The organism is Streptomyces sp. 4N124, assembly GCF_052245395.1.
Taxonomy (GTDB): domain Bacteria; phylum Actinomycetota; class Actinomycetes; order Streptomycetales; family Streptomycetaceae; genus Streptomyces.
This window is the reverse complement of record NZ_JBQQBS010000012.1, coordinates 74,916-101,109: the sequence shown is the minus strand read 5'-3', so window position 1 is coordinate 101,109 and position 26,194 is coordinate 74,916. Positions and strand designations below refer to the sequence as shown.

Below are 26,194 nucleotides of genomic sequence, written 5' to 3'. Positions count from 1 at the left end.
AATTCCCGGCCCGGAATCCGGTCGGTCGAGCGAGATCAGTCGCGGCGGTTCTTCTTGGACTCCGGGTCCTTGGCCTGCTTGTCGACCGCCGCCTGGCACCGCTTGAGCCATTCCGCGGGCTGAATGCGCTTGGCCATCAGCTCGTTTGACGCGTTCTCGAGGGCGGTGCCCATCTCGCTGTACCACTCGGTGTACAGGTAGCGGAAGGTGTTGTCCCCGGCCGCGTCGGACGCCTCCACCGTGGACTGCGTGCCCGGACGCAGCTGGACGCCCGTGTCGACGCCGTCCTTGAGGATGGTCAGCGAGTTCGCCTCCTTGGCGAACAGCGTCGACCACTCCTTGGAGAGCATCATCCGCATGAACTCCTTGGCGCCGGCGAGGTTCTTGGCCTTGGACGGGATGATGAAGGGTTCACCGGAGCCGGCCCGGATCGCCTCGAAGGGCAGCGCGCTGTCCGGCAGCAGCGGCATCGGCATGAACTGCATGTCGAAGTCGTCCGGAGTCTGCTTGAGCTGCTCGTTCTCCAGCCAGGAACCGCTGGTGATGAACACGGCCTTGTACTGGTTCCAGCGGGTCTGGGACTCGGTGTGGGTCAGGCCATTCGTACCGGGCATCAAGTAGCCCTTCTCGACGACCTCGTAGATCGCCTCGACGGCCGCCTTCGCGACGTCGGAGCCGACGAACGCCTTGGGGTCGAGGTTGTCGATCGCCTTCATGGCGTCCAGACCGCCCGTCTTGGCGATCAGGTCCATGATGGCGACGTTGATGTAGTACGGGTACTTGCCCTGATGCGCGAGTCCGCCGATGCCCTGGGACTTGGCGTCCTTGCAGATGGCGAGGAAGTCGTCCCAGGTCTTGGGCACCTCCCAGCCCTTCTCCTTGAAGAGCTTGCCGGAGTACCACAGGCCCCACACCGTGTAGATGTAGTTGAGGGCGACGATCTTGCCGCCCTGCAGACCCGCGTCGATCGTGCCGGGGATGAGAGTGTCGCGGACCTTCTTGCCGGGGTCGTCGATCGACGGGGAGTCCAGGACCTCGGCGAGATCGAGGAGCTGGCCGTTCTTGTACAGGACGTCGATCGGGATCTGCTGGGCGCCCGAATCGTCCACGATGTCCGGCGGGTTGCCCGCGTTGAAGCGGGGCTGGAGCTTGCCGGTGATCTCCTGGGTGCCGGTGTGAGTGGAGGTGACACCCCACTTCTTCTTGAAGCTCGCCTCCCAGGCCTTGGCGTAGTCGTCGCCGTAACCGCCCTTGAAGATCACGACGTCGAGCTTGGACCCCTCCTTCACACCGAAGGGGTTCTCCTTGGACGTCTTGCCCTGGGTGTCATTGTCGGAGTCGTCCCCTCCGCCGCCGCTCGCGCAGGCGGACAGGAAACTCATGGTGGGTACGGAGATCAAACCGAGCGCGGCGGACCGCTTGATCAGATCACGACGGCCCACGCCTGCGGAACCGGTGTTCGCGGTGTTCGCCGTCTTGTCGGTGTTCTCGGCGGAAGTGGATCCCATGCTCAAGTCCTCGCCTTCTCCAGGACTCAGGCGGTGAACCGGATCCTCCCCGGCACCGCGGTCAGGTCAAGCAGGGTCGTGCAGGACGTGCGAATCGATCGTGCGGATCGGACGTGCGGATCTGTACCTTCGGATCGAGTGAATTGCCGACAGGTATAGTCCACTTCCCGCCAACGGAGCAAGATCGAATGCAAGGTTGGCTGTCGGTCTTTTCCGAGTTGAGACCTCGCGGAAATATGAGCGGCCTGTGCACTCCTTGCCGGATAAATCCCCGGGATTGCCCCCGAATGCCCCACCCAACACCCTTGACAGGCTTGGCCACTTGAGCCACTACTGGTCCTTGCACACCGAGATTGACAACGTTGTCCAGGGTGCAGGGAGGGTGCTTGCTCATGCAGCGCAGAAGTCGGCACAGATGGGGTTCGGCGGTCGTGATGGCGACCGCCTTTGCTTTGGCGGTGGGCTCGCAGGGGGTGGCGGTCGCGCTGCCCGGGGAGGTGGCCGCCGCCGACCGGGAGTTCGCCTCGTCGTTCGAGGCGGACGAACCGGCGCCCGACTGGCTGAACACCGTCGACACCGCACCGGACGGCAGCAAGCGTGCCTCCGGCGTCGACGGCGGGTACAGCAGCGGCATTCCGGGCAACGTGACCAACCAGGTCACGGACGTCCGGGCCAGCGGTGAGAACACCGGCGCCGGCGAGGTGAAGGAGAACCTGGTCGACGTCGAGCCGAGCAGCAAGTGGCTGACCTTCGCGCCCACCGGGTGGGTGGAGTTCGATCTGGACGCGCCGGTCAAGGTGGTCACCTACGCGCTGACGTCGGCCAACGACCACGCCGAACGCAACCCGCGGGACTGGACCCTGAAGGGCTCCACGGACGGCACGAACTGGACGACCCTGGACACCCGCACCGGCGAGACCTTCTCCGAGCCGTTCCAGACGAAGACGTACGACATCCCGGCAGCCACTGTCGCCGAGTACCGGCACTTCCGGCTCGACGTGACCAAGAACAACGGCGCCTCCGACGCCCTGCAACTCGCCGACGTGCAGTTCTCCAAGGGCGGCAGCGGCGACCCGATCCCGCAGGACATGCTCTCGCTGGTCGACCGCGGCCCGAGCGGCTCGCCGACGGCGAAGTCGGGCGCGGGCTTCACCGGCAAGCGGGCGCTGCGCTACGCCGGGCGGCACACCGCCGACGGGCAGGCCTACTCGTACAACAAGGTCTTCGACGTCAATGTGGCCGTCGGGCGCGATACGCAACTGTCGTACCGGATCTTCCCGTCCATGGCGGACGGCGACCGGGACTACGACGCGACCAACGTCTCCGTCGATCTCGCCTTCACGGACGGCACGTATCTGAGCGGTCTCAAGGCGACCGACCAGCACGGGTTCGCGCTGACGCCGCGGGGGCAGGGCGCGGCCAAGATCCTCTACGTGAACCAGTGGAACAACGTGGCCTCGCGGATCGGGTCCGTCGCGGCCGGGAAGACCGTCGACCGGATCCTGGTGGCGTACGACTCCCCCAAGGGGCCGGCGAAGTTCCGGGGCTGGCTCGATGACGTGGCGCTGAAAGCGGTACCGCGGGAGAAGCCGAAGGCTCACCTGTCGGACTACGCGGTGACGACCCGCGGCACGAACTCCAGCGGTGGCTTCTCACGCGGCAACAACTTCCCCGCGGCGGCCGTGCCGCACGGGTTCAACTTCTGGACGCCGGTGACCAACGCGGGTTCGCTGAGCTGGCTCTACGACTATGCGCGCGGGAACAACGACGACAACCTGCCGACGGTCCAGGCGTTCAGCGCGAGCCATGAGCCCAGCCCCTGGATGGGCGACCGGCAGACCTTCCAGGTGATGCCGTCCGCCGCGTCCGGCACTCCCGACAACGGCCGTGAGGCGCGGGAGCTGGCCTTCCGGCACGAGAACGAGACGGCGCGGCCGTACTACTACGGGGTGCGTTTCGAGAACGGTCTCAAGACGGAGATGGCGCCGACCGACCATGCGGCGGTCATGCGCTTCACCTATCCCGGCGACGACGCGAGCGTCCTGTTCGACAACGTCACCGATCAGGCGGGCCTGACGCTCGACAAGGAAAGCGGTACCTTCACCGGTTACTCCGACGTGAAGTCGGACCTGTCGACGGGCGCGACCCGGCTGTTCGTCTACGGGGTGTTCGACGCGCCGGTGACGGAGGGGACGTCGAGCGGGGTCAAGGGCTATCTGCGGTTCCAGCCCGGCGACGACCGGACCGTGACCCTGCGGATCGCCACCTCCCTGATCAGCGTCGACCAGGCGAAGGACAACCTGCGCCAGGAGATCCCGGACGGCACGTCCTTCGACGCCGTGAAGACGAAGGCGCAGCGGCAGTGGGACAAGATCCTCGGCAAGGTCGAGGTCGAGGGCGCCACGCCGGACCAGCTGACCACGCTGTACTCCAGCCTGTACCGGCTGTACCTCTACCCCAACTCCGGCTTCGAGAAGGTCGGTTCGAAGTACCAGTACGCCTCCCCGTTCTCGCCGATGCCCGGCCCGGACACCCCGACGCACACCGGCGCGAAGATCGTGGACGGCAAGGTGTACGTCAACAACGGCTTCTGGGACACGTATCGGACGACCTGGCCGGCGTACTCCTTCCTGACGCCCGGTCAGGCGGGTGAGATGGTCGACGGGTTCGTGCAGCAGTACAAGGACGGCGGCTGGACCTCCCGCTGGTCCTCGCCCGGGTACGCGGACCTGATGACCGGCACCTCATCGGACGTGGCCTTCGCGGACGCGTACGTCAAGGGCGTCGGCTTCGACGCGAAGTCCGCGTACGACGCGGCCGTGAAGAACGCCACGGTCGTACCGCCCTCGTCGGGCGTCGGCCGCAAGGGCATGACCACCTCGCCGTTCCTCGGCTACACGAGCACCGAGACGCACGAGGGGCTGTCGTGGGCGCTGGAGGGCTACCTCAACGACTACGGCATCGCGAAGATGGGCCAGGCCCTCTACAAGAAGACGGGCGAGAAACGCTACAAGGAGGAGTCCGAGTACTTCCTCGACCGGGCTCAGGACTACGTCAACCTCTTCGACTCGAAGGCCGGCTTCTTCCAGGGCCGCGACGAGAAGGGCGACTGGCGGGTCGAGTCGTCCAAGTACGACCCGCGCGTGTGGGGTTACGACTACACAGAGACGAACGGCTGGGGTTACGCCTTCACCGCGCCCCAGGACTCGCGCGGCCTCGCGAACCTGTACGGCGGCCGGCCGGGGCTCGCCGAGAAGCTCGACGCGTACTTCGCGACCCCGGAGACCGCCTCGCCCGAGTTCAAGGGCTCGTACAACGGCGTCATCCATGAGATGACCGAGGCGCGTGACGTACGGATGGGCATGTACGGGCACTCCAACCAGGTGGCCCACCACGTGAACTACATGTACGACGCGGCCGGTCAGCCCTGGAAGACCCAGAAGAACGTCCGGGAGGTGCTGTCGAGGCTGTACACCGGCAGCGAGATCGGCCAGGGCTACCACGGCGACGAGGACAACGGCGAGCAGTCGGCCTGGTACCTCTTCTCCGCCCTCGGCTTCTATCCGCTGGTGATGGGCAGCGGCGAGTACGCCATCGGCTCACCGCTGTTCACCAAGGCGACGGTCCACCTGGAGAACGGCCGGGACCTGGTCGTCAAGGCGCCGAAGAACAGCGCGAAGAACGTGTACGTGCAGGGGCTGAAGGTCAACGGGCGTACCTGGACGTCGACTTCGCTGCCGCACTCGCTGATCGCCAAGGGTGGTGTCCTGGAGTTCGACATGGGGCCGAGGCCGTCGGCGTGGGGTACCGGGAAGAACGCGGCGCCCCCGTCGATCACCCAGGACGACGAGGTACCGACGCCGCGTGCGGACGTGCTGATGGGTGAGGGCGCGCTGTTCGACAACACGTCGGCGACCCAGGCGACGGTGACCTCTGTGGACCTGCCGGTCTCCGCGGGCGCGAAGGCCGTCCAGTACACGCTGACCTCCTCGGACCGCACGAAGGCGCCCACCGGCTGGACGCTCCAGGGCTCCTCGGACGGGACGAAATGGCGGACGCTCGACCAGCGGTCGGGTGAGTCCTTCACCTGGGACAAGCAGACGCGCGCGTTCTCCGTGGGGCGGCCGGGTACGTACGAGAAGTACCGCCTGGTCCTGAACGGCGAGGCGACCGTCTCGGAGGTCGAACTCCTCGCCTGAGTCGAGGAGTTGAGGTCTCGTGCCGCTTCGCGTGCCCGTCCTCGCCGAGGGTGTCGACCCGGCCTGGCTGCCACCGACCGCCTTCCGGCCGCTCGGCACCCGGCGGACCCTGATCCGCGGATCGGGTCTCCTGGTGGAGACGGTGCACGGTGAAGTGGCGGACGCCTGCGCCCGGTTCGGAGGTCGCGTGGACCGCGATCCCGGGCCGGGCGGGGGCGTGTCGTACGACCTCGTCTTCGAGTTGCGGCCGGGGCTCGGGGACGAGGAGTTCGCCTGCGGGCGCGAGAACGGCTGCACGACCGTTTCCGCGTCCGGGCAGGCCGGGCTGCTGTACGGCCTCTTCCACGTCGTACGGCTCGGCGAGGACGCCTTCAGCGGCGACCGCGCCCGCGAAGTGCACCGCCCGGCCCTCGCGCTGCGCATGCTGGACCACTGGGACAACGTGGCCGTGCACCCGGTGATGGGCCAGGTGGAACGCGGCTACTCCGGCGGTTCGCTGTTCTGGGCGGACGGGCGGCCGCGCGGAGAACTGGAGCGCGTTCGGGCGTACGGCAGGCTGCTCGCGGCCTGCGGGATCAACGCCGTGGCCGTGAACAACGTCAATGTGCACAGGACCGAGGCACGTCTGCTGACCGACCGGATCGGTGAAGTCGCCGCTCTGGCCGACGCGTTGCGGCCGTACGGGATCAGAACGCATCTGTCGGTGACCTTCGCCGCGCCGATCGTGCTCGGGGGGCTGGAGACGGCCGATCCGCTGGACGCGCGGGTACGGGAGTGGTGGGCGCGGGCGACTGCCGATGTGTACGCGGCGATACCGGACTTCGGCGGGTACGTGGTGAAGGCCGACTCGGAGGGACAGCCGGGCCCGTTCGCGTACGGCCGCAGTCACGCGGACGGCGCGAACATGCTGGCCGCCGCGCTGGCTCCGCACGACGGCACGGTGCACTGGCGGGCGTTCGTCTACAACCACCGCCAGGACTGGCGGGACCGTACGACGGACCGGGCGCGGGCGGCGTACGACCATTTCGTGCCCCTGGACGGGGAGTTCGCGGACAACGCGGTGCTCCAGGTGAAGCACGGGCCGATGGACTTCCAGGTGCGGGAGCCGGTGTCACCGGTGCTGGGTGCGATGCCACGGACGCGGCTGGCGCTGGAGGTGCAGGCGACGCAGGAGTACACCGGTCAGCAGCGGCATGTGTGCTGGCTGGGGCCGATGTGGAGCGGGGTGCTGCGGTTCCGGCCGGAGGGCGGAGCGAGTGAGACAAGCGTGGGGGAACTGGCCGGCGGTCTGGTCGCGGTGTCCAACGTCGGTGACGACCCCTTCTGGACCGGGCATCCGCTGGCCCAGGCGAACCTCTACACGGTCGGCAGGCTCGCCTGGCAGCCCGACGCGGACCCGCACCGGCTGCTGGACGAGTGGATCGCGCTGACGTTCCCTGCCGCTCCCCCGCGGCTGGTCGCCGGGCTGCACACGGTACTCAGGGGCTCCTGGCGGACGTACGAGAAGTACACCGCGCCGCTCGGCGTGGGCTTCATGGTGCAGCCCGGGCATCACTACGGGCCCAGCGTGGACGGCTACGAGTACAGCCCGTGGGGCACCTATCACTTCGCCGACCGGGACGGCATCGGCGTGGACCGCAGCGCGGCGACCGGCACCGGGTATGCGGCGCAGTACGCCAAGCCGTGGTCCGAGGTGTACGAGTCGCCGGACACCTGCCCCGACGAGCTGCTGCTGTTCTTCCACCACATGTCGTACGGGCACACGCTGCACAGCGGCAAGACGGTGATCCAGCACATCTACGACACCCATTTCGAAGGCGTGGCCGAGGTGGAGGAGGCCCGGGAGACCTGGGCCTCGCTCGTGGACCTGGTCGATCCGGCACGCCATGCGCGGGTCGCCGAGCGGTACGAGGAGCAGGTGCGCTCCGCCCGGGAGTGGCGGGATCAGGTGAACAGCTACTTCTTCCGCAAGTCCGGTGTGGCCGACGCACATGGGCGCCGGATCTAGTCAACTACCCGGCGCTAAGGCGCTGGCCGTTGACTGGGCCCCGCGTCGCCACAACTCCCACGCTCTCGCGCGGATGTTGCGGGAGCTGTTGCGGTCTGCGTGATCAACGAATCCGCAGGACCGGCACGCGAACCAGGCCTGGCTCACCCGGTTCGCCTTGTCGATGTGGCCGCACGCGGCGCTGCGTTCTGCCTCGGCCACCACATGCTTCGCGATCTTGTGGTTGATGTCCTTGGCCCTACGGGCCTCCTTGCGCCGCCGCTTCTTGAGCCGGCGCTTGGCGGACGGGGTGTTCTTCTTCTGCAGCTTGGTACGGAGTGTCCGCTCGCGGATCCGGATGCGGTTGAGTGTGCGTCCGGCCGTGATCTCGCCGTCCGAGGTGGTGGCGATGTTGACGATGCCCAGGTCGATGCCGAGGAAGTCCACCGGCTCGGTGTTCAGCGGCGCTTCGGGGACTTCGCAGGTGGCGTTCAGGAACCACATGCCGTCCCGCTCCAGCAGGTCGGACTCGCCCTTGCGGTACAGGGCCAGGGTGGCCAACTGCTCCGGTGAGGCGGTGAACGCCACGTTTTTGACCCGCCCCCCGGTGGTCCAGATCGACACCGTGCGGCCGGGGATCTGCCAGGACAGCATGCGGTCGTCGTAGGGCTGCGCGCCCTGCGCACCCAGGCTCCAGCGGGGCTTGACCTCGTCGGCAGCAGCTTGACCTGCACCACCAGCTTCACGATCACCGAACGTACACACCTGCGCGAAACGGCACCGCACGTTCGAAGTCGATCACCTGAACGAGGGACGCGCACGGTTGTATGTCGGCGCCAACGGAGTCGTGAACGCGATGGTCCTCGTCCCACACCTCCTCCGGCCACTGTTCCGGGTTGTAGTCGCCGCCGAAGGGGATCTTCGGGGTGCGGGGCGCGCTCATCCGGTGAAGTCCTCCTCGGTCTCGGCGATCACCGGGCGGCTGCTGTGCAGCAGGGACAGCAGCAGCGGGGCGGCCAGCAGGGCGGGCAGGGCCTCGGTCAGCAGGGCGGTCGACACAGCCGTCAGCACCAGCAGTGAGGCGGCGGCGAGGGTGGCGCGGGCGTGCCGGAAGAGGAAGTACGCCGCGAGGCGGACTGTGTCGCGGGTGCGGAAGGCGAACAGCGAAGTGAGGACCAGCGCGTGCGCTCCCCACAGCAGCGAGCCGGCGCCGATCGCGCCGAGCAACACCGCCCACCAGCCGGGCAGTCCGGTCGCGTAGAAGTGGGTCAGCGTGAAGGCGATGACGGTCAGCCAGGCGAGCAGGGGCGCCCAGAGCTTGAGGACCGGCGCGGTGTTGAGCCTGAGGCCGCGCCCGTACGTGCGGGCCGGGTGGAGGTCGATGAGGTCGCGGTCTCGGTGGTGCAGGGCGTACAGGGCCGCGGAGAGGGCCGGGCCGAGAGGCAGCAGGCATACGGCGACGAGGGGCAGGTTCGAGGGATCGGCGCCGAGGAACAGCAGCCCGGCCGGGCCCGGTGAGGCGACGAGAAGCAGCAGCGCCTCGACGGTGACGAGGGTGTGGATCAGTGCGGCGGCGCGGGAGAGGACGCCGGTGCCGAAGCCGTCCGCGCGTACGCCGACGCCGCTCACCCGTTCTCCTTCTTGAAGCGTTCGTACGCCTTGTTGTGCAGGTCGACGAACTGCTGCATGTTCTTCGCCTTCAACTCGGCCACATAGGCGTCCCATTCGGACAGCGAGCGCTTGCCGAGGACGAACTGGAGGGTGTTCTGGGTGACGTGGTCCCTGAGCGGCGTCTCCCACAGGGAGGCCTGTTCCTGCTCGAAGGACTGCAGCGGGTGGGCGGGGCCGATGGGCGTCTGTTCGCGCTGGGACATGGCGTCCTGGAACTTCTTCTCGTCGGGGCTGAACATGGAGGAGACGAGTTCCCAGCTGCCGCCATAGGCGAAGACGCCGTTGTAGAAGCCGTAGTCCTTCTGCATGTCCTTCGGGGCGTCCGGGTCGGAGCCCATGAGGCTGATGCCGTCCTTGACCTTGTACTGGCCGCCGGAGCGGGTGTACGTGACGCCCTCGACGCCCCACCGCGCGAACCGCTGGCCCTCGTCCGAGTACCACAGCCAGTCCACGAACTGCATCATCGCGACGAAGCGGTCGCTCTTGAGCGCCTTGCTGGAGATCATGACGCCGTTCTCCAGCCGGACGCCGCCCAGCACGATCGGGCCGGCGGGGCCGAGCGGCACCGGAATCATCTCGATCTCCGCGCCCTTGACCTGCTTTTGCAGGTTGAACCGGTATTCCTGCACCAGTACCTGCGGGTTGGCGCTGATCGCGAAGCACTTCTCGCCCAGGAGTTTCTGCGCGGCCTCGTCGTCGGTCTGGGTGAAGCTCTCCGGATCCACCAGCTTCTCGGTGACCAGCTTGCGCACGTACTCGATCATCTGCCGGAAGGCGTCCGTCGCTCCGGTGAAGACGTACTTCTGCGCGTTCGCGTCCCAGCTGATGTTGTCGTACGTCCAGCCCGCCCGGACGCCGTACGCCTGGCCGAGGTAGCTGAACAGGGCGGCGGCCGGGTAGGGCGTGTTCTTGCTCCAGCGGTCGGAGAACGGGTAGCGGTCCGGGTACTCCTCCTTGATCGCTTTGAAGACCTCGTACACCTCGTCCCAGGTACTTGGCAGGCTCAGCCCGAGCCGGTCGAGGACGTCCGTGCGCAGCGCCAGCGAGTAGCCGGACCTGGCCTTCTCGTGCAGGCCGGGCAGCAGATACAGCTTGCCGTCGGCCTGCCGGTAGGAGTCGATCTCCGGCTCCAGCTTCCAGCGCCTGACCTTGTCCCGGAAGTTCGGCAGCAGGTGCAGGTAGTCGCTGACCGGCAGGATCGCGCCGGACGACACGAACGCGACCTCCGAGGGGTGGTACGTCTTGGGGATCAGGAAGGGGGCGTCGCCCGAGCCGATGAGGACGCTGCGCTTCTTCTCGTAGTCGACCAGGGGGACGGCGACAGGATCGAATGTGACGCCGGTGCGCTTGGTGAGCTCCTTCCAGAACAGCCAGCTGTCCTTCATCGGGTAGACCGGGTTGTTGTTGTGCAGGATGGAGAACGACAGCGGCTTGGTCGCCTTGAACTGCTGGCCGACGCGGTGTTCCTTCATCGCGCCGTTCTGCTTTTTCGACAGGTCCTTGGAGTCCCCTCCGTCGTCGCCGCTGCCGCAGCCGGTGAGGGTGGCGAGGCCGATGAATCCCGCGGCAGCGAGTATCTGACGCCGCGACAGCTGTCCTGCGTTGTTCACGGATGGCATGGGCACTCCTTTGTTAGCCCTTGACCGCGCCGAGCATCACGCCCGAGACGAAGTAGCGCTGGACGAACGGATAGACACAGAGGATGGGCAGCGAGGTCAGCACGATCGTGACTGCTTGGATGTTCACCCCCACCTGGCTGAGCTGTGCGTCGGCGGCACCGGCGTTGCCGCCCGTGGTGGCGCCCGAGATGAGGTTGCGCAGATAGACGGTGACCGGCATGAGCTCGGACTTGTCCAGGTAGAGAAAGGCGCTGAACCAGGAGTTCCAGAAGGACACCGAGTAGAACAGCACCATCGTCGCGACGACCGCCTTCGACAGCGGCAGCACGATCCGCAGCAGAATGCCGTACGTGCTCAGGCCGTCGATCTGCGCGGCCTCCTCCAGGTCGCTCGGCAGGCTCTCGAAGAAGGCCTTCATCACCAGGAGGTTGAAGACGCTGATGGCGTTGGGCAGCGCGATCGCCCAGACGCTGTTCTTCAGGCCGAGGCTGGTGATCAGGACATAGTTGGGGATGAGGCCGCCGGTGAAGAACATGGTGAACACGGCGACACCGACGAGCGCCGTGCGCCCCTTGAGGCGCTTCTTCGACAGGACGTACGCGTAACAGGTCGTCAGAACCATGGCAACAGTGGTGGATACGACCGTGTAGAGCACGGTGTTGCCGTAGTTCCGCCAGAACATCGAGTCCTGGAACACGATCTTGTACGTGGTGAGGTTGAACCCCTTGGGCCACAGCGTCACTTCACCGGCGCGGATCTGGCGCTCCCCGCTGAACGAGCGGGCGATGATGTTGACGAACGGGTACAGGGTCACGGCCACGACCAGCGTCAGGATCACGCCGTTGGCGCCCTGGAAGACCCGATAGGAACGGCTCGGCTTCACCACAGGCTGGTCCCCACTGTGCGGCGCGAGAGCTGGTTGGCGGACGTGATGAGGACCAGGCCGATGATCGCCTCGAACAGGCCGATGGCGGCGGCGTAGCTGAAGCTGTTGGACTCGACACCGGTCCGGTAGAGGTACGTCGAAATCACGTCGGCGGTCGGATAGGTCAGCGGGTTGTACAGCAGCAGGACCTTCTCGAAGCCGACCGCCATGAACGTGCCGATGTTGAGGATCAGCAGCGTGATCATGGTGGGCCGGATGCCGGGCAGGGTGACGTGCCAGATCTGCTGCCAGCGATTGGCCCCGTCGATGCGCGCGGCCTCGTAGAGGTCCTCGTCGATGGTGGTGAGCGCGGCGAGGTAGAGGATCGTGCCCCAGCCCGCGGTCTGCCAGATCTCGGAGCCGACGTAGACCGTGCGGAACCACTCGGGTTCCTGCATGAACCGGATCGGGTCGTGGCCGAACCAGCCGAGGACGTGGTTGACCGGGCCGTCCGTGGCGAGCATCTGCATGGTGATGCCCGCGACGATGACGATCGACAGGAAGTGCGGCAGGTACGAAACCGACTGCACGAACCGCTTCAGCGCCCGCCGGCGCACCTCGTTCAGCAGAAGCGCCAACACGATCGGAATCGGGAAGCAGAACACGAGCGTGAGCCCGCCGAGCCACAAAGTGTTGCGGAACACCTGCCAGAAGGTGGGGTCGGAGAGAAACATCCGCACATAGCGCAGGCCCACCCACTCCTCGCCGAAGATCGACCCGCCCGGCTCGAAGCGCCGGAAGGCGATCACGTTGCCGATCATCGGCAGATAGCGGAAGACCAGGAAGAACAGCAGCGGCAGTACGACCAGCGAGTACAGCTGCCAGTCCCTGCGCAGCGCCCGTCGCCAACCGTTGTGCGCGGGACGGGACTTGGCGGAGGTCCGGGGTTTCGGCGTCGGCGTCTCCTGGGTGCCGGGCGATGGCGTCGATCTCGTGGGGGTGCTCATGCTCGGTCCTCCCGAAGGCGGCTGCACGGAACCGAAACTTTCGAGCGCTTACCGGTAACTCGCGGCAACTTAAAGCCCTCAGAAAGCGCTGTCAATGGGTGCCGCATCGGTCGGTTGGGGACAGAGGGCAGCGTTGGAACGCGCCGCCGAGCGGGTAGGTCACAGAGGCCCAGCCATGACTCGCACCGCAAGTTTCCGAATTCCAACCGACTCCTGCGAGGTGCCGACGTGCCAGCGTTCGACCTGCCCCTGCCGGAACTGGAGCACCACCGCCCGGACCTCGACGAGCCGGCCGACTTCGACGCGTTCTGGCGGGACACCCTGAAGGAGGCCGGGCAGGCCGAACCCCTGGTGTCGGTCAATCCGGTGGAGACCGGACTGCGGCTGACCCAGACCTGGGACGTGACCTTCCGGGGCTTCGCGGGCGAACCGGTGCGTGCCTGGTTCAGCAGGCCCGCCGGGACGCCCGAACCACTTCCCGCTGTCGTCGAGTTCGCGGGATACGGGCGCGGACGCGGCCTCCCGCACGAGCGGCTGACCTGGGTGAACGCCGGTTACGCGCATCTACTCATGGACAACAGGGGCCAGGGCGACCAGTACGGCAACGGCGGCGACACCCCCGACCCGCACGCCACCGCACCGGGCGGCCCCGGCCCTGCGGTGCGCGGCCTGCTCGACCCGCACGACCACCACTACCGGCGTCTCATCACCGACGCCGTACGTGCCGTCGCCGCCGTCCGTGCCCTGCCCGGCGTGGACCGCTCACGGATCACGGCCGTCGGCAACAGTCAGGGCGGCGGCCTCGCTCTCGCCGTCGCCGGACTCGTCCCGGACCTGACGGCGGCCCTGGTCACCGCACCACTCCTGTGCGGCATCCAGCGCGCACTGGACCTCGCGGACACGGGCCCGTACGGCGAGATCGTCGCGTACCTCACCGTCCACCGCGGCGCCGAACAGGCCGCGTACCGCACGCTCTCGTACCTGGAAGGCATCTCCTTCGCCCGCCGCGCTCACGCCCCGACACACTTCGGGGTCGGCCTGCGCGACACGGTGTGCCCGCCGAGCGGTACGTACGCCGCCTGGAACCGTTATGCGGAGCTGAGCGGCGCGGACCCCCGCAAGGAGATCCACGCCTACCCGTTCAACGGCCACGAGGGCGGCGACGCGTTTCACGTTCGCGGCCAGCTGGCCTGGCTCCGGGACCTGTTGGGCTGACCACTTGCGTCAAGCGTTTACAAGTGGGCAACACAGCGCTACTTTCCCCACAGCGGCGGATGGGAGCGCTCCCACAATCGGTGGACCGGAACCCGCCCAGGACTGCTCCCATCCTCCGCATCCATGTGCGCACGTTCCTCACGACCGCCGAGCGAAGGGACGTAGGACTGTCATGCTCGTGACAACATCACCTTCAACTCCCCGCCCCAGACCCCGATTACCGCTCCCGACCCGTCGCGGAGCCCTTCTCCTCGTCCTGCTGTCCCTGCTCACGACGATCCCGGCCCTCGGCCTGATCCTCACGGCCGGCGGCGAGGCGGAGGCCCACGGCACCCCCATGAAGCCCGGCAGCCGCACCTTCCTGTGCTGGCAGGACGGGCTGACCGACACCGGTGAGATCAAGCCCGTGAACCCGGCCTGCAAGACGGCCCAGCAGGTGAGCGGCACCACGCCGTTCTACAACTGGTTCTCCGTGCTGCGCTCGGACGGCGCCGGCCGCACCCGCGGATTTGTGCCGGACGGCGAGCTGTGCAGCGGCGGAAACACCAACTTCACCGGTTTCAACACTCCCAGTGCCGACTGGCCGTTGACCCATCTGACCTCGGGCGCGACCGTCGACTTCTCGTACAACGCCTGGGCCGCGCACCCGGGTTGGTTCCACGTCTACATCACCAAGGACGGCTTCGATCCGACCACGACGCTCACCTGGGACGACATGGAGGAGCGGCCGTTCCTGAGCGTCGACCACCCGCCGCTGAACGGTTCGCCGGGCACGGTCGAGGCCAACTACTCCTGGTCCGGGCAGCTCCCCGAGGGCAAGTCGGGGCGGCACATCATCTACATGGTGTGGCAGCGCTCGGACAGCGCGGAGACCTTCTACTCCTGCTCCGACGTCGTCTTCGACGGCGGAAACGGCGAGGTGACCGGCATCAAGCAGCCCGGCGACCCGACCGATCCGGTGCCGGGCACCTGCACGGCCACCCGGAAGACGACCGGCAGCTGGAGCGGTGGCTACCAGTCCGAGGTGACCGTCACCAACTCCGGCGACGTCCCGATGCTCGGCTGGATGGTCGACTGGACGCTGCCGGGCGGCCAGAAGGTCGACAGTCTGTGGAGCGGCAGCCCGACGTACAACGGACAGAACGTGATGGTCCACAACGCCGGCTGGAACGGATCACTGGATCCGGGCGAGAGCACGACGTTCGGCTACGTCGTCAACGGTTCCGGCGGTGATACGGCGACGAGCTTGCCCTGCCGGGTCGGCTGAGCGGCCGTTCGCGTCGTCCGTACAAACGCAGAAAAGGGCCTCCCGCGTTGTCCACGCGGGAGGCCCTTCCGCCGATGTCACAAAACGCTCCGGCCGGCTCGTCCCCCGTAGAGACAGACCTTGCAGCGGGAAGGTGACGATCATGCGGGTGTTCGTGGCGGGCGGAAGCGGAGCCCTGGGGCGGCGGCTGGTGCCGCAGCTGGTGGCCCGGGGCCACCAGGTGACGGCTACGACGACGAGCGCGGCCAAGCTGGGCTTGCTGGCGGAGCTGGGCGCTCAGGGCGTCGTGATGGACGGGCTGGACGGGGTGTCGGTCCGGGAAGCGGTGGCTCAGGCCCAGCCGGACGCGATCGTGCACCAGATGACCGGGCTCGGCACCGGCAAGCCCGACATGCGGCACCCGGACCGGTTCTTCGCCCCGACCAACCGGCTGCGCATCGAGGGAACGGATCATCTGCTGGCCGCCGCCGAGGCGACCGGCGTGCCCCATGTGCTCGTGCAGAGCTTCGCGCAGAGTTACGGGCCCAGTGAGGGGCTGCTGGCCGAGGAGGACCCGATCGACCCGGGCACGGTGGCGATCGTGCGCAGGCTTTCGGCGGGTGTCCTGCACATCCAGGACGTGGTGCCCAAGGCCGGCGGCACGGTCCTGCGCTACGGCGGGTTCTACGGGCCGGGTGCGAGCGACGACGTGGTCGAGATGGTGCGCAAGCGGAAGTTCCCGCTCGTGGGGGACGGCAGCGGCTGGACCTCCTGGGTGCACCTCGACGACGCGGCGAGCGCCACCGTCCTGGCCATGGAGCAGCGGGCGAGGGGCGTGTTCAACATCGTCGACGACGAGCCCGCCCAGGTCCGCGAGTGGCTGCCGTACCTGGCCGCGTGCGCGGGGGCGAAGCGGCCGATGCGGGTTCCCAAGTGGCTGGCCAAGCTGCTGGCCGGCGAGTTCGCGGTGGCGATGATGACCGAGAGCCACGGTTTCTCCAACGCCAGGGCCAGGCGGGAACTCGGCTGGGAGCTGCGCTACCCGTCGTGGCGGCTGGGGTTCAAGGAGGAGTTGGCGTAACCGGGCCGAGCGTTGATCACGCCGACCGTCAACAGCCATGGCCGAAGGGTGCATTGGCACGCCCCGGCCACAGGAATCCCTTGAGCCGCAGTCCCCACGGCGCTCACCCTGATCACTGGCTTCCGCTGACTCACCAGGCCGGAAGCGACTTCAGTGTTCAGGGGAGGAAGTCCACACATGCGAAGACTCCACGCCCTCTGGGCCGTGGCAGGAGCGGCCGGACTGCTCGCGGGGGCCATCGCGCCCGCGACGGCCGACCCCGAGTCCCCGGTCACCGAGCCGGGTGCCACGCCCGTGCCGAGCGCCACCGCGCCAGGCACCACCAGCACCCAGACCGTCACCCTCATCACCGGCGACACGGTCACCCTCACCACCGCCGCCGACGGCAAGTCCGCCGTCGACGTCCGCCGCGGCAAGGGCCGCGAGTTCGCCACCTTCCTGTCGAGCGAGCAGGAGGGCGAGGTCAGTGTCGTACCGAACGACGCGATCCCGCTGCTCCAGGCGGGCCGTATCGACCCGGCCCTGTTCAACGTCACCCAGCTCGTCAAGCAGGGGTACGCGGACTCGAAGACCGGCGCCATCCCGCTGATCGCCACCTATCGCCAGGGGAACACGACCCCCGAGGGCGCGCGCAGGACGCTGTCCCTGCCCGGCATCGACGGTGCCGCGCTCACCGCGAAGAAGTCCACCGCCGAGAAGTTCTGGGCGGACGTCGCCCCCGACGCCGAGAAGACGGCCGCCGAGCCCACGGCCAAGGCGGCAAGGCAGCTCGACGGCGGCCTCGACAAGCTCTGGCTGGACGCCAAGGTCAAGGCCTCCCTCGACGTCAGCGTCCCGCAGATCGGCGCCCCCGAGGTGTGGCAGGCGGGCTACGACGGCAAGGGCGTCAAGATCGCCGTCCTGGACACGGGCGCGGACACCGGACACCCGGACCTCGCGGGCAAGATCACGGAATCGAAGACCTTTGTGCCCGATCAGGAGGTGCAGGACGGCCACGGCCACGGCACCCATGTCGCGTCCACGATCGCCGGTTCCGGCGCTGCCTCCGACGGCAAGCGCAAGGGCGTGGCACCGGGCGCGGAGCTGATGGTCGGCAAGGTCCTCAACAACGCGGGCTCCGGCCAGTCGTCGTGGATCATCGCCGGCATGGAGTGGGCGGCCAACTCCGGCGCCGACATCGTCTCCATGTCCCTCGGCGGCACGGCCTCCGGCCCCTCGGACCCGCTGAGCGAGACGGTCGACGAGCTCTCCGCGTCGACGGGCACCCTCTTCGTGATCGCCTCGGGCAACTCGGGCCCGCGGGCGCAGACCGTCGGTACGCCGGGCATCGCCGACTCGGCGCTCACGGTCGGCGCGGTCGACAAGTCCGACAAGCTCGCCTCGTTCTCGAGTCGTGGCCCCCGTCTCGGTGACTTCGCGGTCAAGCCGGAGATCACCGCGCCCGGCGTGGGCATCACGGCGGCCCGCGCCTCCGGTACCTCCATGGGCACGCCGCTCGACGACAACTACACGGCGGCCAACGGAACTTCGATGGCGACCCCGCACGTGGCGGGCGCGGCGGCGCTGGTCGCGCAGGCCCATCCGGACTGGACGGGCGAGCAGATCAAGCAGGCCCTGGCCAGTACCGCGAAGACGAACGCCGCCAACTCCGTGTTCGAGCAGGGAGACGGCCGCGTCGACGCCGTGCGGGCGGTCAAGCAGAACGTCTTCGCCACCTCGGCGCTGAGCTTCGGCAAGTACGAGGACGGTGACACCGAGGTCGACAGCAAGGACATCACGTACACCAACACCACTGACGCGCCGGTGGAGTTGAAGCTCTCGTCGTCCCTCGCCGACGTCACCCTGGGGGCCGGCACCGTGACCGTGCCCGCGAAGGGCACCGCAACGGTCCCGGTCAGCGTCGATCCGGCGCAGGCGGCCCAGGGCCGGTACACGGGCCACATCACCGCGACCGCCGACGGCATCCTGGTCACGACGGGCGTCGGCTTCGAGAAGGCGCCGAAGACGTACGCCCTGAAGGTCTCCCTCGTGGGCCGCGACGGCAAGCCGACCACCGGTGCGTCGCTCTACACGTTGCAGGAGCTCAACGGCGCCTACGCCAACACCTACGGCTTCCTGGGCGCCACCGGCACCTGGGAGGTCCCGTCCGGTACGTACTCCATCGCCACCTGGATCGCCGACCCGGACGCGGGCGGTGTGGCCGTCGGCACGTCGGTCGTCGGCAATCCCGAGATCAAGGTCGACGGGGACACCGAGGTCACGCTGGACGCCCGCAAGGCGGTGGAGATCAAGCCGAAGACCAAGGAGGACGCCGAGCACCAGGGCTTCAGCACCTCCTGGCATCGCGAAGGGCCCGGCAGCTCCTGGGGGTTGACGTACAGCCAAGGCCCCTGGACCGAGCGCCTCTATGTGGCGCCGACCGAGAAGGTCACCGAGGGAACCCTCGAGTTCTACGCCAAGTTCCGTCTGTACGCGAAGGAGTTGACGGCGAGCGTCACCAGTCCCGAGAAGTACGCGCTGCCGCTCGAATACGCGAACACGTACAACGACTTCCCGGTGAAGATCACCGGTGACCGGAAGGTGCGAGCGGTGTACGCGGGCGCCGGCACGGCGGCCGACTTCAAGGGACTGGACGTCAAGGGCAAGGCGGTGGTGGTCGGGGTCCCCGCCGACACGTGGGGGCCGGACGAGGCGATGGCCAACGCGGCTGAGGCGGGCGCCAGTTATCTGATCGCGTACCGCAAGAAGGCCGGCCACTGGCTCACGGCCGTGGACAAGGCGACGATGCCGGTGATGATCGCCACCGGCGAGGACGGCGAGAAGCTCACCACCCTGCTGAAGAGCGGCAAGAAAGTCACGCTCAAGCTGGGCGGGACAGAGGTCAGCCCGTACGTCTACAACGTGACCCTCCCGCAGTCCGGAGCGATCTCACCGGACCAGACGTACACTCTGGACCGCTCCACCACGGCGAAGGTGACGAGCCGTTACCACGCGGGCAGGAAGGGCGAGTTGGGGGCGGACACGGTGTACACCTTCCGCCCCTGGCAGCTGGTCGCGGTCGAGACCAGCGACTACATGCAACTCGGCCGGGAACGCACCGAGTACTTCAACGTGAGCCCCGACACCCGCGTCTGGCACACCGTCTACCCGTCCTGGGAGTCGAACGGGGGCCAGTGGAACACCCTGCGGACCTACGGCAAGGCGGGCACCCAGCCGAGCGAGGACTGGCTGCGCCAGGTGGTACGCCCCGCGACGAGCACCGAGTACGGCCTCTCGGAGCGCACCGGCGACAAACTCACCCTCCAGGTGCCGGAGTTGAGCGACGCGACGCCCGGTCACTACGGGTACGTCAGAGACGTCAACGACACCGCGCAGGGCAAGCTCTACGCGGACGGTCAGCTGGTCGGCGACTCGACCATCGGCGGGTACGGCGTCTTCGACGTCCCGGCGGCGAAGGCCTCGTACCGCTTCGTGCTCGACACCCAGCGCAAGGCCGCCTGGACGCCGTACTCGACGAGCACCCACACCGAGTGGTCCTTCGCCTCGGCACACACCGACGAGGCGGCGGCGTTGCCCCTGCTCTCCGTCGGCTATGACCTGGACGGGCTGGACCTCCTCAACCGTGCTGAGTCCAAGCGGGAGTTGGAGCTCGGGCTCTCCGTCCGGGATCAGGAGGGGAGCGTCAAGGCCAAGGCCCTGAAGGCCTGGGTCTCGTACGACGACGGCGCGTCCTGGAAGGAGACGAAGGTCCGGAAGGGCAAGGCCGAGATCAAGCACCCCAAGGGCGCGAAGTTCGTGTCGCTGCGCGCGCAGGCCTCCGACGGTGCCGGAAACCAGGTCGATCAGACCGTGCTGCGGGCGTATGGCCTGAAGTAGGAGCGCCGCCAAAAGCGGTGCGACAGCTTTAACAAAGATCCTCTACCGTGCCGGGCCATGGTGAACACGGCATACGACTCGGCACTCAGACAAACGGCACTCAGACAGACCCCTGCCGCGAGCCCCTGGGCCGCGGTGGGGGTCTCCGCCTTCGACGAGCTGCTGTACCAGGCGATTCTCCATCAGCCGGATGCGGGCGCGGCCGGCTGGGCGCGGCTCGCCGGCGTGTCCCCGGCCCAGGTGGGCGAGGCCTGCGACCGGCTGCTCACGCTCGGTCTGCTCCAACCGCCGGATTCCACGGGTGGGTTACGGGCCGTCGATCCGCGCGTGGCGATCCGCGCCCTGATCCGGCGGCGCGAGACCGAGTCCGAGCTGCTCGCCGCAACCGCCGACGAGATGGCGACGGCGTACGAGGCGGGGCTGCTGCGTGAGGAACCGTCGCGCCTCGTCGACGTCGTGTCGGGCGAGAGCGCCAACGCCGCACGCCTGGAGGAGATGTACGCGCGCGCCGAGCACGAGGTGTGCGTCTTCGACACTCCTCCGTATCTCGCCCCGCGCACCCCGCAGTTGGACCTCCAGGCGGATCTGCTCAGCCGCGGCATCGTCTACCGCACGGTGTACGCGGCCACCGCCCTGGAGGACCCGGACGTGCTGTACCACGCCTGGAAGATGGTGGAACTCGGCGAGCAGGCCCGGGTGTTGCCCACCGTGCCGGTCAAACTGCTGGTGGTCGACGGCCGCCGGGCGATGCTGCCGCTGACCGCCTCGGCCGCGGGCGGCTACTGCGCCGTCGTCGTACGGCACTCGGCGATGACCGAAGCACTGCAGAAGCTCTTCGAACTGGCCTGGCAGCAGGCGACGCCGCTCGGTCAGCCGGTCGCCGACGGTGAACTCACCGAGGGCGAGCGGGCGTTGACGAGGCTTCTCGCCGCGGGCATGAAGGACGAGGCGGTGGCGCGGCACCTGGGGGTGAGCCTGCGGACGCTGCGTCGGCGGGTGAGCGAACTGCAGGAGCGGCTGGGCGCGGCGAGCCGCTTCCAGTTGGGGGTACGGGCGGCGCAACGCGGCTGGGTGTGACGGTATGACGCGAGGGGCCGCACCCCTGTCCATCCAGGGGTGCGGCCCCTCAACTGTCGTACCGGGCAGCCTACTTACGGATCAGGCTGCGCAGCACGTACTGCATGATGCCGCCGTTGCGGTAGTAGTCGGCCTCGCCGGGGGTGTCGATGCGGACGACCGCGTCGAACTCGACACCGGTGTCGGTGGTGACCTTGACCGTGCGCGGGGTGGTGCCGTTGTTGAGCTCCTCGACGCCGGTGAAGTCGAAGGTCTCCTCGCCGGTCAGACCGAGGGACTCGGCGGACGCGCCCTCCGGGAACTGCAGCGGGAGGACGCCCATGCCGATGAGGTTGGAGCGGTGGATGCGCTCGTACGACTCGGCGATGACGGCCTTGACGCCGAGCAGCGCGGTGCCCTTGGCGGCCCAGTCGCGGGACGAGCCGGAACCGTACTCCTTGCCGGCCAGGACGACCAGCGGGATGCCCTGCTCGATGTAGTTGCGGGAGGCGTCGTAGATGAACGACACCGGCGCGCCCTCGACGGTGAAGTCGCGGGTGTAGCCGCCCTCGGTGCCCGGCGCGATCTGGTTGCGCAGGCGGATGTTGGCGAACGTGCCGCGGATCATGACCTCGTGGTTGCCTCGGCGGGAGCCGTAGGAGTTGAAGTCACGACGCTCCACACCGTGCTCGGTGAGGTACTTGCCGGCCGGGGTGTCGGCCTTGATGGCACCGGCCGGGGAGATGTGGTCGGTGGTGACCGAGTCGCCCAGCTTGGCGAGGACGCGGGCGCCGGTGAAGTCGGTGACCGGGGTGGTCTCCATCGTCATGCCCTCGAAGTACGGGGGCTTGCGGACGTAGGTCGACTGCGCGTCCCACTCGAAGGTGTTGCCGGTCGGGATCGGCAGCGCCTGCCACTGGGCGTCGCCCGCGAAGACGTCCTGGTAGGACTTGTTGAACATGTCCTCGCCGATGGCGTTGGCCACGACGTCGTTGACCTCGGCCTCGGAGGGCCAGATGTCCTTCAGGAAGACCGGGTTGCCGTCCTGGTCGATGCCCAGGGCGTCACGCGTGATGTCCACCTTCATGGAGCCCGCGAGGGCGTACGCGACGACCAGCGGCGGGGAGGCCAGGTAGTTCATCTTGACGTCGGGGTTGATCCGGCCCTCGAAGTTCCGGTTGCCGGAGAGGACCGAGGTGACCGCGAGGTCGTGGTCGTTGACGGCCTTGGAGACCTCCTCCGGCAGCGGGCCGGAGTTGCCGATGCAGGTGGTGCAGCCGTAGCCGACGAGGTTGAAGCCGACCTTGTCGAGGTACGGGGTGAGGCCCGCCTTGTCGAAGTAGTCGGTGACGACCTTCGAGCCCGGGGCGAGGGTGGTCTTGACCCACGGCTTGCGGGTCAGGCCCTTCTCGACCGCCTTCTTGGCCACCAGCGCGGCGGCGACCATGACGTACGGGTTGGAGGTGTTGGTGCAGGAGGTGATCGCGGCGACCGTCACGGCACCGTGGTCGATCTCGTACGTCGAACCGTCGGGGGCGGTGACGGTGACCGGGTTGGACGGAGCACCGTTCGGGGCGACGGCCGGGGCGTCGGAGGCCGGGAAGGACTCCTGGCCCGCCTCGTCCACGCTGTCGACGTAGTTGCGGACGTCCTGCTTGAACTGCTCGGCGGCGTTGGCGAGGACGATGCGGTCCTGCGGACGCTTCGGGCCGGCGATGGAGGGGACGACCGTGGAGAGGTCGAGCTCCAGCTTCTCGGAGAAGTCCGGCTCGGCCTTCGGGTCCAGCCAGAGGCCCTGCTCCTTGGCGTACGCCTCGACCAGCGCCAGCTGCTGCTCCGAACGGCCGGTCAGCTTCAGGTACTTGATGGTCTCGCCGTCGATCGGGAAGATCGCGGCGGTGGAGCCGAACTCCGGCGACATGTTGCCGATGGTGGCGCGGTTGGCGAGGGAGGTGGCGGCGACGCCCTCTCCGTAGAACTCGACGAACTTGCCGACGACGCCATGCTTGCGGAGCATCTCGGTGATGGTCAGCACGAGGTCGGTGGCGGTGGTGCCGGGGGTGAGCTCACCGGTGAGCTTGAAGCCGACGACGCGCGGGATGAGCATCGAGACCGGCTGACCGAGCATCGCGGCCTCGGCCTCGATGCCGCCGACGCCCCAGCCCAGCACACCGAGGCCGTTGACCATGGTGGTGTGCGAGTCGGTGCCGACGAGGGTGTCGGGGTAGGCCTGGCCGTTACGGACCATGACCGTGCGCGCCAGGTGCTCGATGTTCACCTGGTGGACGATGCCGGTGCCGGGCGGGACGACCTTGAAGTCGTCGAAGGCGGTCTGGCCCCAGCGCAGGAACTGGTAGCGCTCGCGGTTGCGGCCGTACTCCAGCTCGACGTTCTGCGCGAAGGCCTCGTTGGTGCCGAACTTGTCGGCGATGACGGAGTGGTCGATGACCAGCTCGGCCGGGGAGAGCGGGTTGACCTTCGCGGGGTCGCCGCCGAGCTCCTTCACGGCCTCACGCATGGTGGCGAGGTCCACGACACAGGGCACGCCGGTGAAGTCCTGCATGATCACGCGGGCCGGCGTGAACTGGATCTCCTGCGACGGCTGGCCCTGCGAGTCCCACCCGCCGAGGGCGCGGATGTGGTCGGCGGTGATGTTCGCGCCGTCCTCGGTGCGGAGCAGGTTCTCCAGCAGCACCTTCAGGCTGTACGGAAGGCGGGCCGAGCCTTCCACCTTGTCCAGCCGGAAGATCTCGTACGACTCGTCGCCCACCTGCAGCGTGCTGCGGGCGTCGAAGCTGTTCGCCGACACGACAGTCTCCTTCTTTGATGTGCGCGTTCCCACCGCATCCTGCCGCCACGACGTCTTGGCCGATCCGCTAAGGTAAGGCTAAGTTAGGTAACCCTTAGTGCCAGACCGATGAGGGCGTGCGGCTGCGGTACGCCTCGGCAGATATCTCGATGTCGAGATAACTCTAGTACATGTGGGCGGGATGGTCATGCCCGGCCCGCCGCGATCTGCCATGCCCGCACACGTTCCGGGTATCCGATACGGAACGAAAGGAGGCACGGATGCCCCTCACGTTCCGCAAGAGTTTCCGGATCCTGCCGGGGGTGCGACTGAACATCAACCGGCGCTCCTGGTCCCTCACCACCGGCGGCAGGCACGGTCCGCGACACACCCGCAGCAGCACAGGACGTCGTACGACATCAGTGGATTTGCCCGGACCCTTCGGGTGGCGTCGTACCCGTACCACCAGGCGGCGTTGACGGTCCGTCACCCGAATGGCCCCCTCAACGGGCGCCATCTCATATCTGAGATAACCTCAACCTCATGGCAGACGACTACCTCGTACGCATCGGCAAGCTCATCCGTGACGCCCGGCAACACCGGGGCTGGACGCAGTCACAACTCGCCGAGGCGCTCGGCACCAGTCAGAGTGCGGTGAACCGCATCGAACGGGGCAACCAGAACATCAGCCTTGAGATGATTGCCCGCATCGGTGAGGCGCTGGACAGCGAAATCGTCTCTCTGGGTTACGCGGGCCCGATGCATCTGCGGGTGGTCGGTGGCCGTCGGCTGTCCGGCTCCATCGACGTGAAGACCAGCAAGAACGCGTGTGTGGCACTGCTGTGCGCCTCGCTGCTCAACAGCGGGCGCACGGTGCTGCGTCGGGTGGCGCGCATCGAGGAGGTGTACCGCCTGCTGGAGGTGCTGGGCTCGATCGGGGTCCGCACCCGCTGGATCAACGACGGGGTCGACCTGGAGATCGTGCCGCCGGCCGAGCTGGAGCTGGAGGCGATCGACGCCGAGGCGGCCCGCCGTACCCGCTCGATCATCATGTTCCTCGGTCCGCTGCTGCACCGTATGGACCGCTTCAAGCTGCCGTACGCGGGCGGTTGCGACCTGGGCACCCGGACCATCGAGCCGCACATGATCGCCCTGCGGCGCTTCGGTCTCGACATCGCCGCCACCGAGGGGCTGTACCACGCCCAGGTGGACCGGTCCGTCTCCCCGGTGCGGCCGATCGTGCTGACCGAACGCGGGGACACGGTAACCGAGAACGCGCTGCTGGCCGCCGCGCGGCACGACGGCGTCACCGTCATCCGCAACGCGTCCTCCAACTACATGGTCCAGGACCTCTGCTTCTTCCTGGAGGCGCTCGGCGTCAAGGTCGAGGGCATCGGCACCACCACGCTCACCGTGCACGGCATGCCGACCATCGACGTCGACGTGGACTACTCCCCCTCCGAGGACCCGGTCGAGGCGATGAGCCTGCTGGCCGCCGCCGTGGTGACGGAGTCGGAACTGACCGTGCGTCGCGTGCCGATCGAGTTCCTGGAGATCGAGCTCGCGGTGCTGGAGGAGATGGGCCTCGACCACGACCGGTCGGCGGAGTACGTCGCCGACAACGGCCGTACCCGGCTGGTGGACCTCACCGTCCGGCCCTCCAAGCTGGAGGCGCCGATCGACAAGATCCACCCGATGCCGTTCCCGGGCCTGAACATCGACAACGTCCCGTTCTTCGCGGCCATCGCCGCCGTCGCGCAGGGTAAGACCCTCATCCACGACTGGGTCTACGACAACCGGGCCATCTATCTCACGGACCTCAACCGCCTCGGCGGCAGGCTGCAGTTGCTCGACCCGCACCGCGTCCTGGTCGAGGGCCCCACCCGCTGGCGCGCCGCCGAGATGATGTGCCCGCCGGCCCTGCGCCCCGCCGTCGTCGTCCTGCTGGCGATGATGGCGGCGGAGGGCACGTCCGTGCTGCGCAACGTGTACGTCATCAACCGGGGCTACGAGGATCTGGCCGAGCGGCTCAACTCCGTGGGGGCGCAGATCGAGATCTTCCGGGACATCTGACCG

Annotated in this window: 16 protein-coding genes and 1 pseudogene; 9 read left to right on the top strand and 8 right to left on the bottom strand. The window is 68.0% G+C overall.

Features of this window, described 5'->3' with window-relative positions:
- Positions 1-35: 35 nt before the first annotated feature.
- Positions 36-1,508 (bottom strand): N-acetylglucosamine/diacetylchitobiose ABC transporter substrate-binding protein, encoded by a 1,473-nt coding sequence (gene ngcE, locus ACTWQO_RS15110; protein ID WP_443237821.1) that lies wholly within the window; start codon positions 1,506-1,508, stop codon positions 36-38.
- A 392-nt stretch (positions 1,509-1,900) separates the two neighbouring features.
- Between ngcE and ACTWQO_RS15105 the strand changes: the two genes are divergently transcribed.
- Both ACTWQO_RS15105 and ACTWQO_RS15100 read left to right on the top strand, forming a co-directional pair.
- Positions 1,901-5,707: a GH92 family glycosyl hydrolase gene (locus ACTWQO_RS15105; protein ID WP_443237820.1), complete on the top strand. Its 3,807-nt coding sequence runs from the start codon at positions 1,901-1,903 to the stop codon at positions 5,705-5,707.
- A 19-nt stretch (positions 5,708-5,726) separates the two neighbouring features.
- Positions 5,727-7,715, top strand: a complete 1,989-nt coding sequence (locus tag ACTWQO_RS15100; protein ID WP_443237819.1) for an alpha-glucuronidase — start codon at positions 5,727-5,729, stop codon at positions 7,713-7,715.
- On the opposite strand, the pseudogene ACTWQO_RS15095 reads toward ACTWQO_RS15100, so the two are convergent.
- The 6 genes and pseudogenes from ACTWQO_RS15095 to ACTWQO_RS15070 form a co-directional block, all read right to left on the bottom strand.
- Positions 7,716-8,375, bottom strand: a pseudogene (locus ACTWQO_RS15095) (transposase); the annotation flags it as partial.
- A gap of 67 nt (positions 8,376-8,442) precedes the next feature.
- Entirely contained in the window at positions 8,443-8,637 is a 195-nt protein-coding gene (locus tag ACTWQO_RS15090; RefSeq protein ID WP_443237818.1) for a hypothetical protein, read from the bottom strand.
- Positions 8,634-9,323 (bottom strand): hypothetical protein, encoded by a 690-nt coding sequence (locus ACTWQO_RS15085; RefSeq protein WP_443237817.1) that lies wholly within the window; start codon positions 9,321-9,323, stop codon positions 8,634-8,636. Before ACTWQO_RS15085 ends, ACTWQO_RS15090 begins: the two co-directional genes overlap by 4 nt.
- Positions 9,320-10,975, bottom strand: a complete 1,656-nt coding sequence (locus ACTWQO_RS15080) for an ABC transporter substrate-binding protein (protein WP_443237895.1) — start codon at positions 10,973-10,975, stop codon at positions 9,320-9,322. Before ACTWQO_RS15080 ends, ACTWQO_RS15085 begins: the two co-directional genes overlap by 4 nt.
- Positions 10,976-10,997: 22 nt before the next feature.
- A complete protein-coding gene (locus ACTWQO_RS15075) occupies positions 10,998-11,870 on the bottom strand; it encodes a carbohydrate ABC transporter permease (protein WP_443237816.1) in 873 nt (290 codons plus the stop codon).
- A complete protein-coding gene (locus ACTWQO_RS15070; RefSeq protein ID WP_443237815.1) occupies positions 11,864-12,856 on the bottom strand; it encodes an ABC transporter permease in 993 nt (330 codons plus the stop codon). Before ACTWQO_RS15070 ends, ACTWQO_RS15075 begins: the two co-directional genes overlap by 7 nt.
- A gap of 228 nt (positions 12,857-13,084) precedes the next feature.
- On the opposite strand from ACTWQO_RS15070, the gene ACTWQO_RS15065 reads away from it, so the two are divergent.
- From ACTWQO_RS15065 to ACTWQO_RS15045, 5 genes are all read left to right on the top strand, one after another.
- Positions 13,085-14,071, top strand: a complete 987-nt coding sequence (locus ACTWQO_RS15065) for an acetylxylan esterase (protein WP_443237814.1) — start codon at positions 13,085-13,087, stop codon at positions 14,069-14,071.
- Positions 14,072-14,243: 172 nt separating this feature from the next.
- On the top strand, positions 14,244-15,338 hold the full coding sequence (locus ACTWQO_RS15060) for a lytic polysaccharide monooxygenase auxiliary activity family 9 protein (protein ID WP_443237813.1): 1,095 nt from the start codon (positions 14,244-14,246) through the stop codon (positions 15,336-15,338).
- A gap of 142 nt (positions 15,339-15,480) precedes the next feature.
- Positions 15,481-16,398, top strand: a complete 918-nt coding sequence (locus ACTWQO_RS15055) for an NAD-dependent epimerase/dehydratase family protein (RefSeq protein WP_443237812.1) — start codon at positions 15,481-15,483, stop codon at positions 16,396-16,398.
- Between the two features lie 177 nt (positions 16,399-16,575).
- Positions 16,576-20,274, top strand: a complete 3,699-nt coding sequence (locus ACTWQO_RS15050) for a S8 family peptidase (RefSeq protein WP_443237811.1) — start codon at positions 16,576-16,578, stop codon at positions 20,272-20,274.
- 57 nt (positions 20,275-20,331) lie between these two features.
- A complete protein-coding gene (locus tag ACTWQO_RS15045) occupies positions 20,332-21,351 on the top strand; it encodes a helix-turn-helix transcriptional regulator (RefSeq protein WP_443237810.1) in 1,020 nt (339 codons plus the stop codon).
- 70 nt (positions 21,352-21,421) lie between these two features.
- Here ACTWQO_RS15045 and acnA read toward each other — a convergent pair whose 3' ends face one another.
- A complete protein-coding gene (acnA, locus tag ACTWQO_RS15040; RefSeq protein ID WP_443237809.1) occupies positions 21,422-24,139 on the bottom strand; it encodes an aconitate hydratase AcnA in 2,718 nt (905 codons plus the stop codon).
- A 260-nt stretch (positions 24,140-24,399) separates the two neighbouring features.
- Between acnA and ACTWQO_RS15035 the strand changes: the two genes are divergently transcribed.
- On the top strand, positions 24,400-24,597 hold the full coding sequence (locus tag ACTWQO_RS15035) for a DUF4236 domain-containing protein (protein ID WP_443237808.1): 198 nt from the start codon (positions 24,400-24,402) through the stop codon (positions 24,595-24,597).
- Positions 24,598-24,661: 64 nt separating this feature from the next.
- Positions 24,662-26,191 (top strand): helix-turn-helix domain-containing protein, encoded by a 1,530-nt coding sequence (locus tag ACTWQO_RS15030; RefSeq protein WP_210580948.1) that lies wholly within the window; start codon positions 24,662-24,664, stop codon positions 26,189-26,191.
- The last annotated feature ends 3 nt before the right edge of the window (positions 26,192-26,194 follow it).

Bases quoted from the DNA above. Each gene is read 5' to 3' on its own strand.
- ACTWQO_RS15035 (WP_443237808.1), top strand. From the start codon at position 24,400: ATGCCCCTCACGTTCCGCAAGAGTTTCCGGATCCTGCCGGGGGTGCGA.
- ACTWQO_RS15050 (WP_443237811.1), top strand. From the start codon at position 16,576: ATGCGAAGACTCCACGCCCTCTGGGCCGTGGCAGGAGCGGCCGGACTG.
- ngcE (WP_443237821.1), bottom strand. From the start codon at position 1,508: ATGGGATCCACTTCCGCCGAGAACACCGACAAGACGGCGAACACCGCG.
- ACTWQO_RS15045 (WP_443237810.1), top strand. From the start codon at position 20,332: ATGGTGAACACGGCATACGACTCGGCACTCAGACAAACGGCACTCAGA.
- ACTWQO_RS15055 (WP_443237812.1), top strand. From the start codon at position 15,481: ATGCGGGTGTTCGTGGCGGGCGGAAGCGGAGCCCTGGGGCGGCGGCTG.
- ACTWQO_RS15060 (WP_443237813.1), top strand. From the start codon at position 14,244: ATGCTCGTGACAACATCACCTTCAACTCCCCGCCCCAGACCCCGATTA.
- ACTWQO_RS15105 (WP_443237820.1), top strand. From the start codon at position 1,901: ATGCAGCGCAGAAGTCGGCACAGATGGGGTTCGGCGGTCGTGATGGCG.
- ACTWQO_RS15090 (WP_443237818.1), bottom strand. From the start codon at position 8,637: ATGAGCGCGCCCCGCACCCCGAAGATCCCCTTCGGCGGCGACTACAAC.
- ACTWQO_RS15030 (WP_210580948.1), top strand. From the start codon at position 24,662: ATGGCAGACGACTACCTCGTACGCATCGGCAAGCTCATCCGTGACGCC.
- ACTWQO_RS15070 (WP_443237815.1), bottom strand. From the start codon at position 12,856: ATGAGCACCCCCACGAGATCGACGCCATCGCCCGGCACCCAGGAGACG.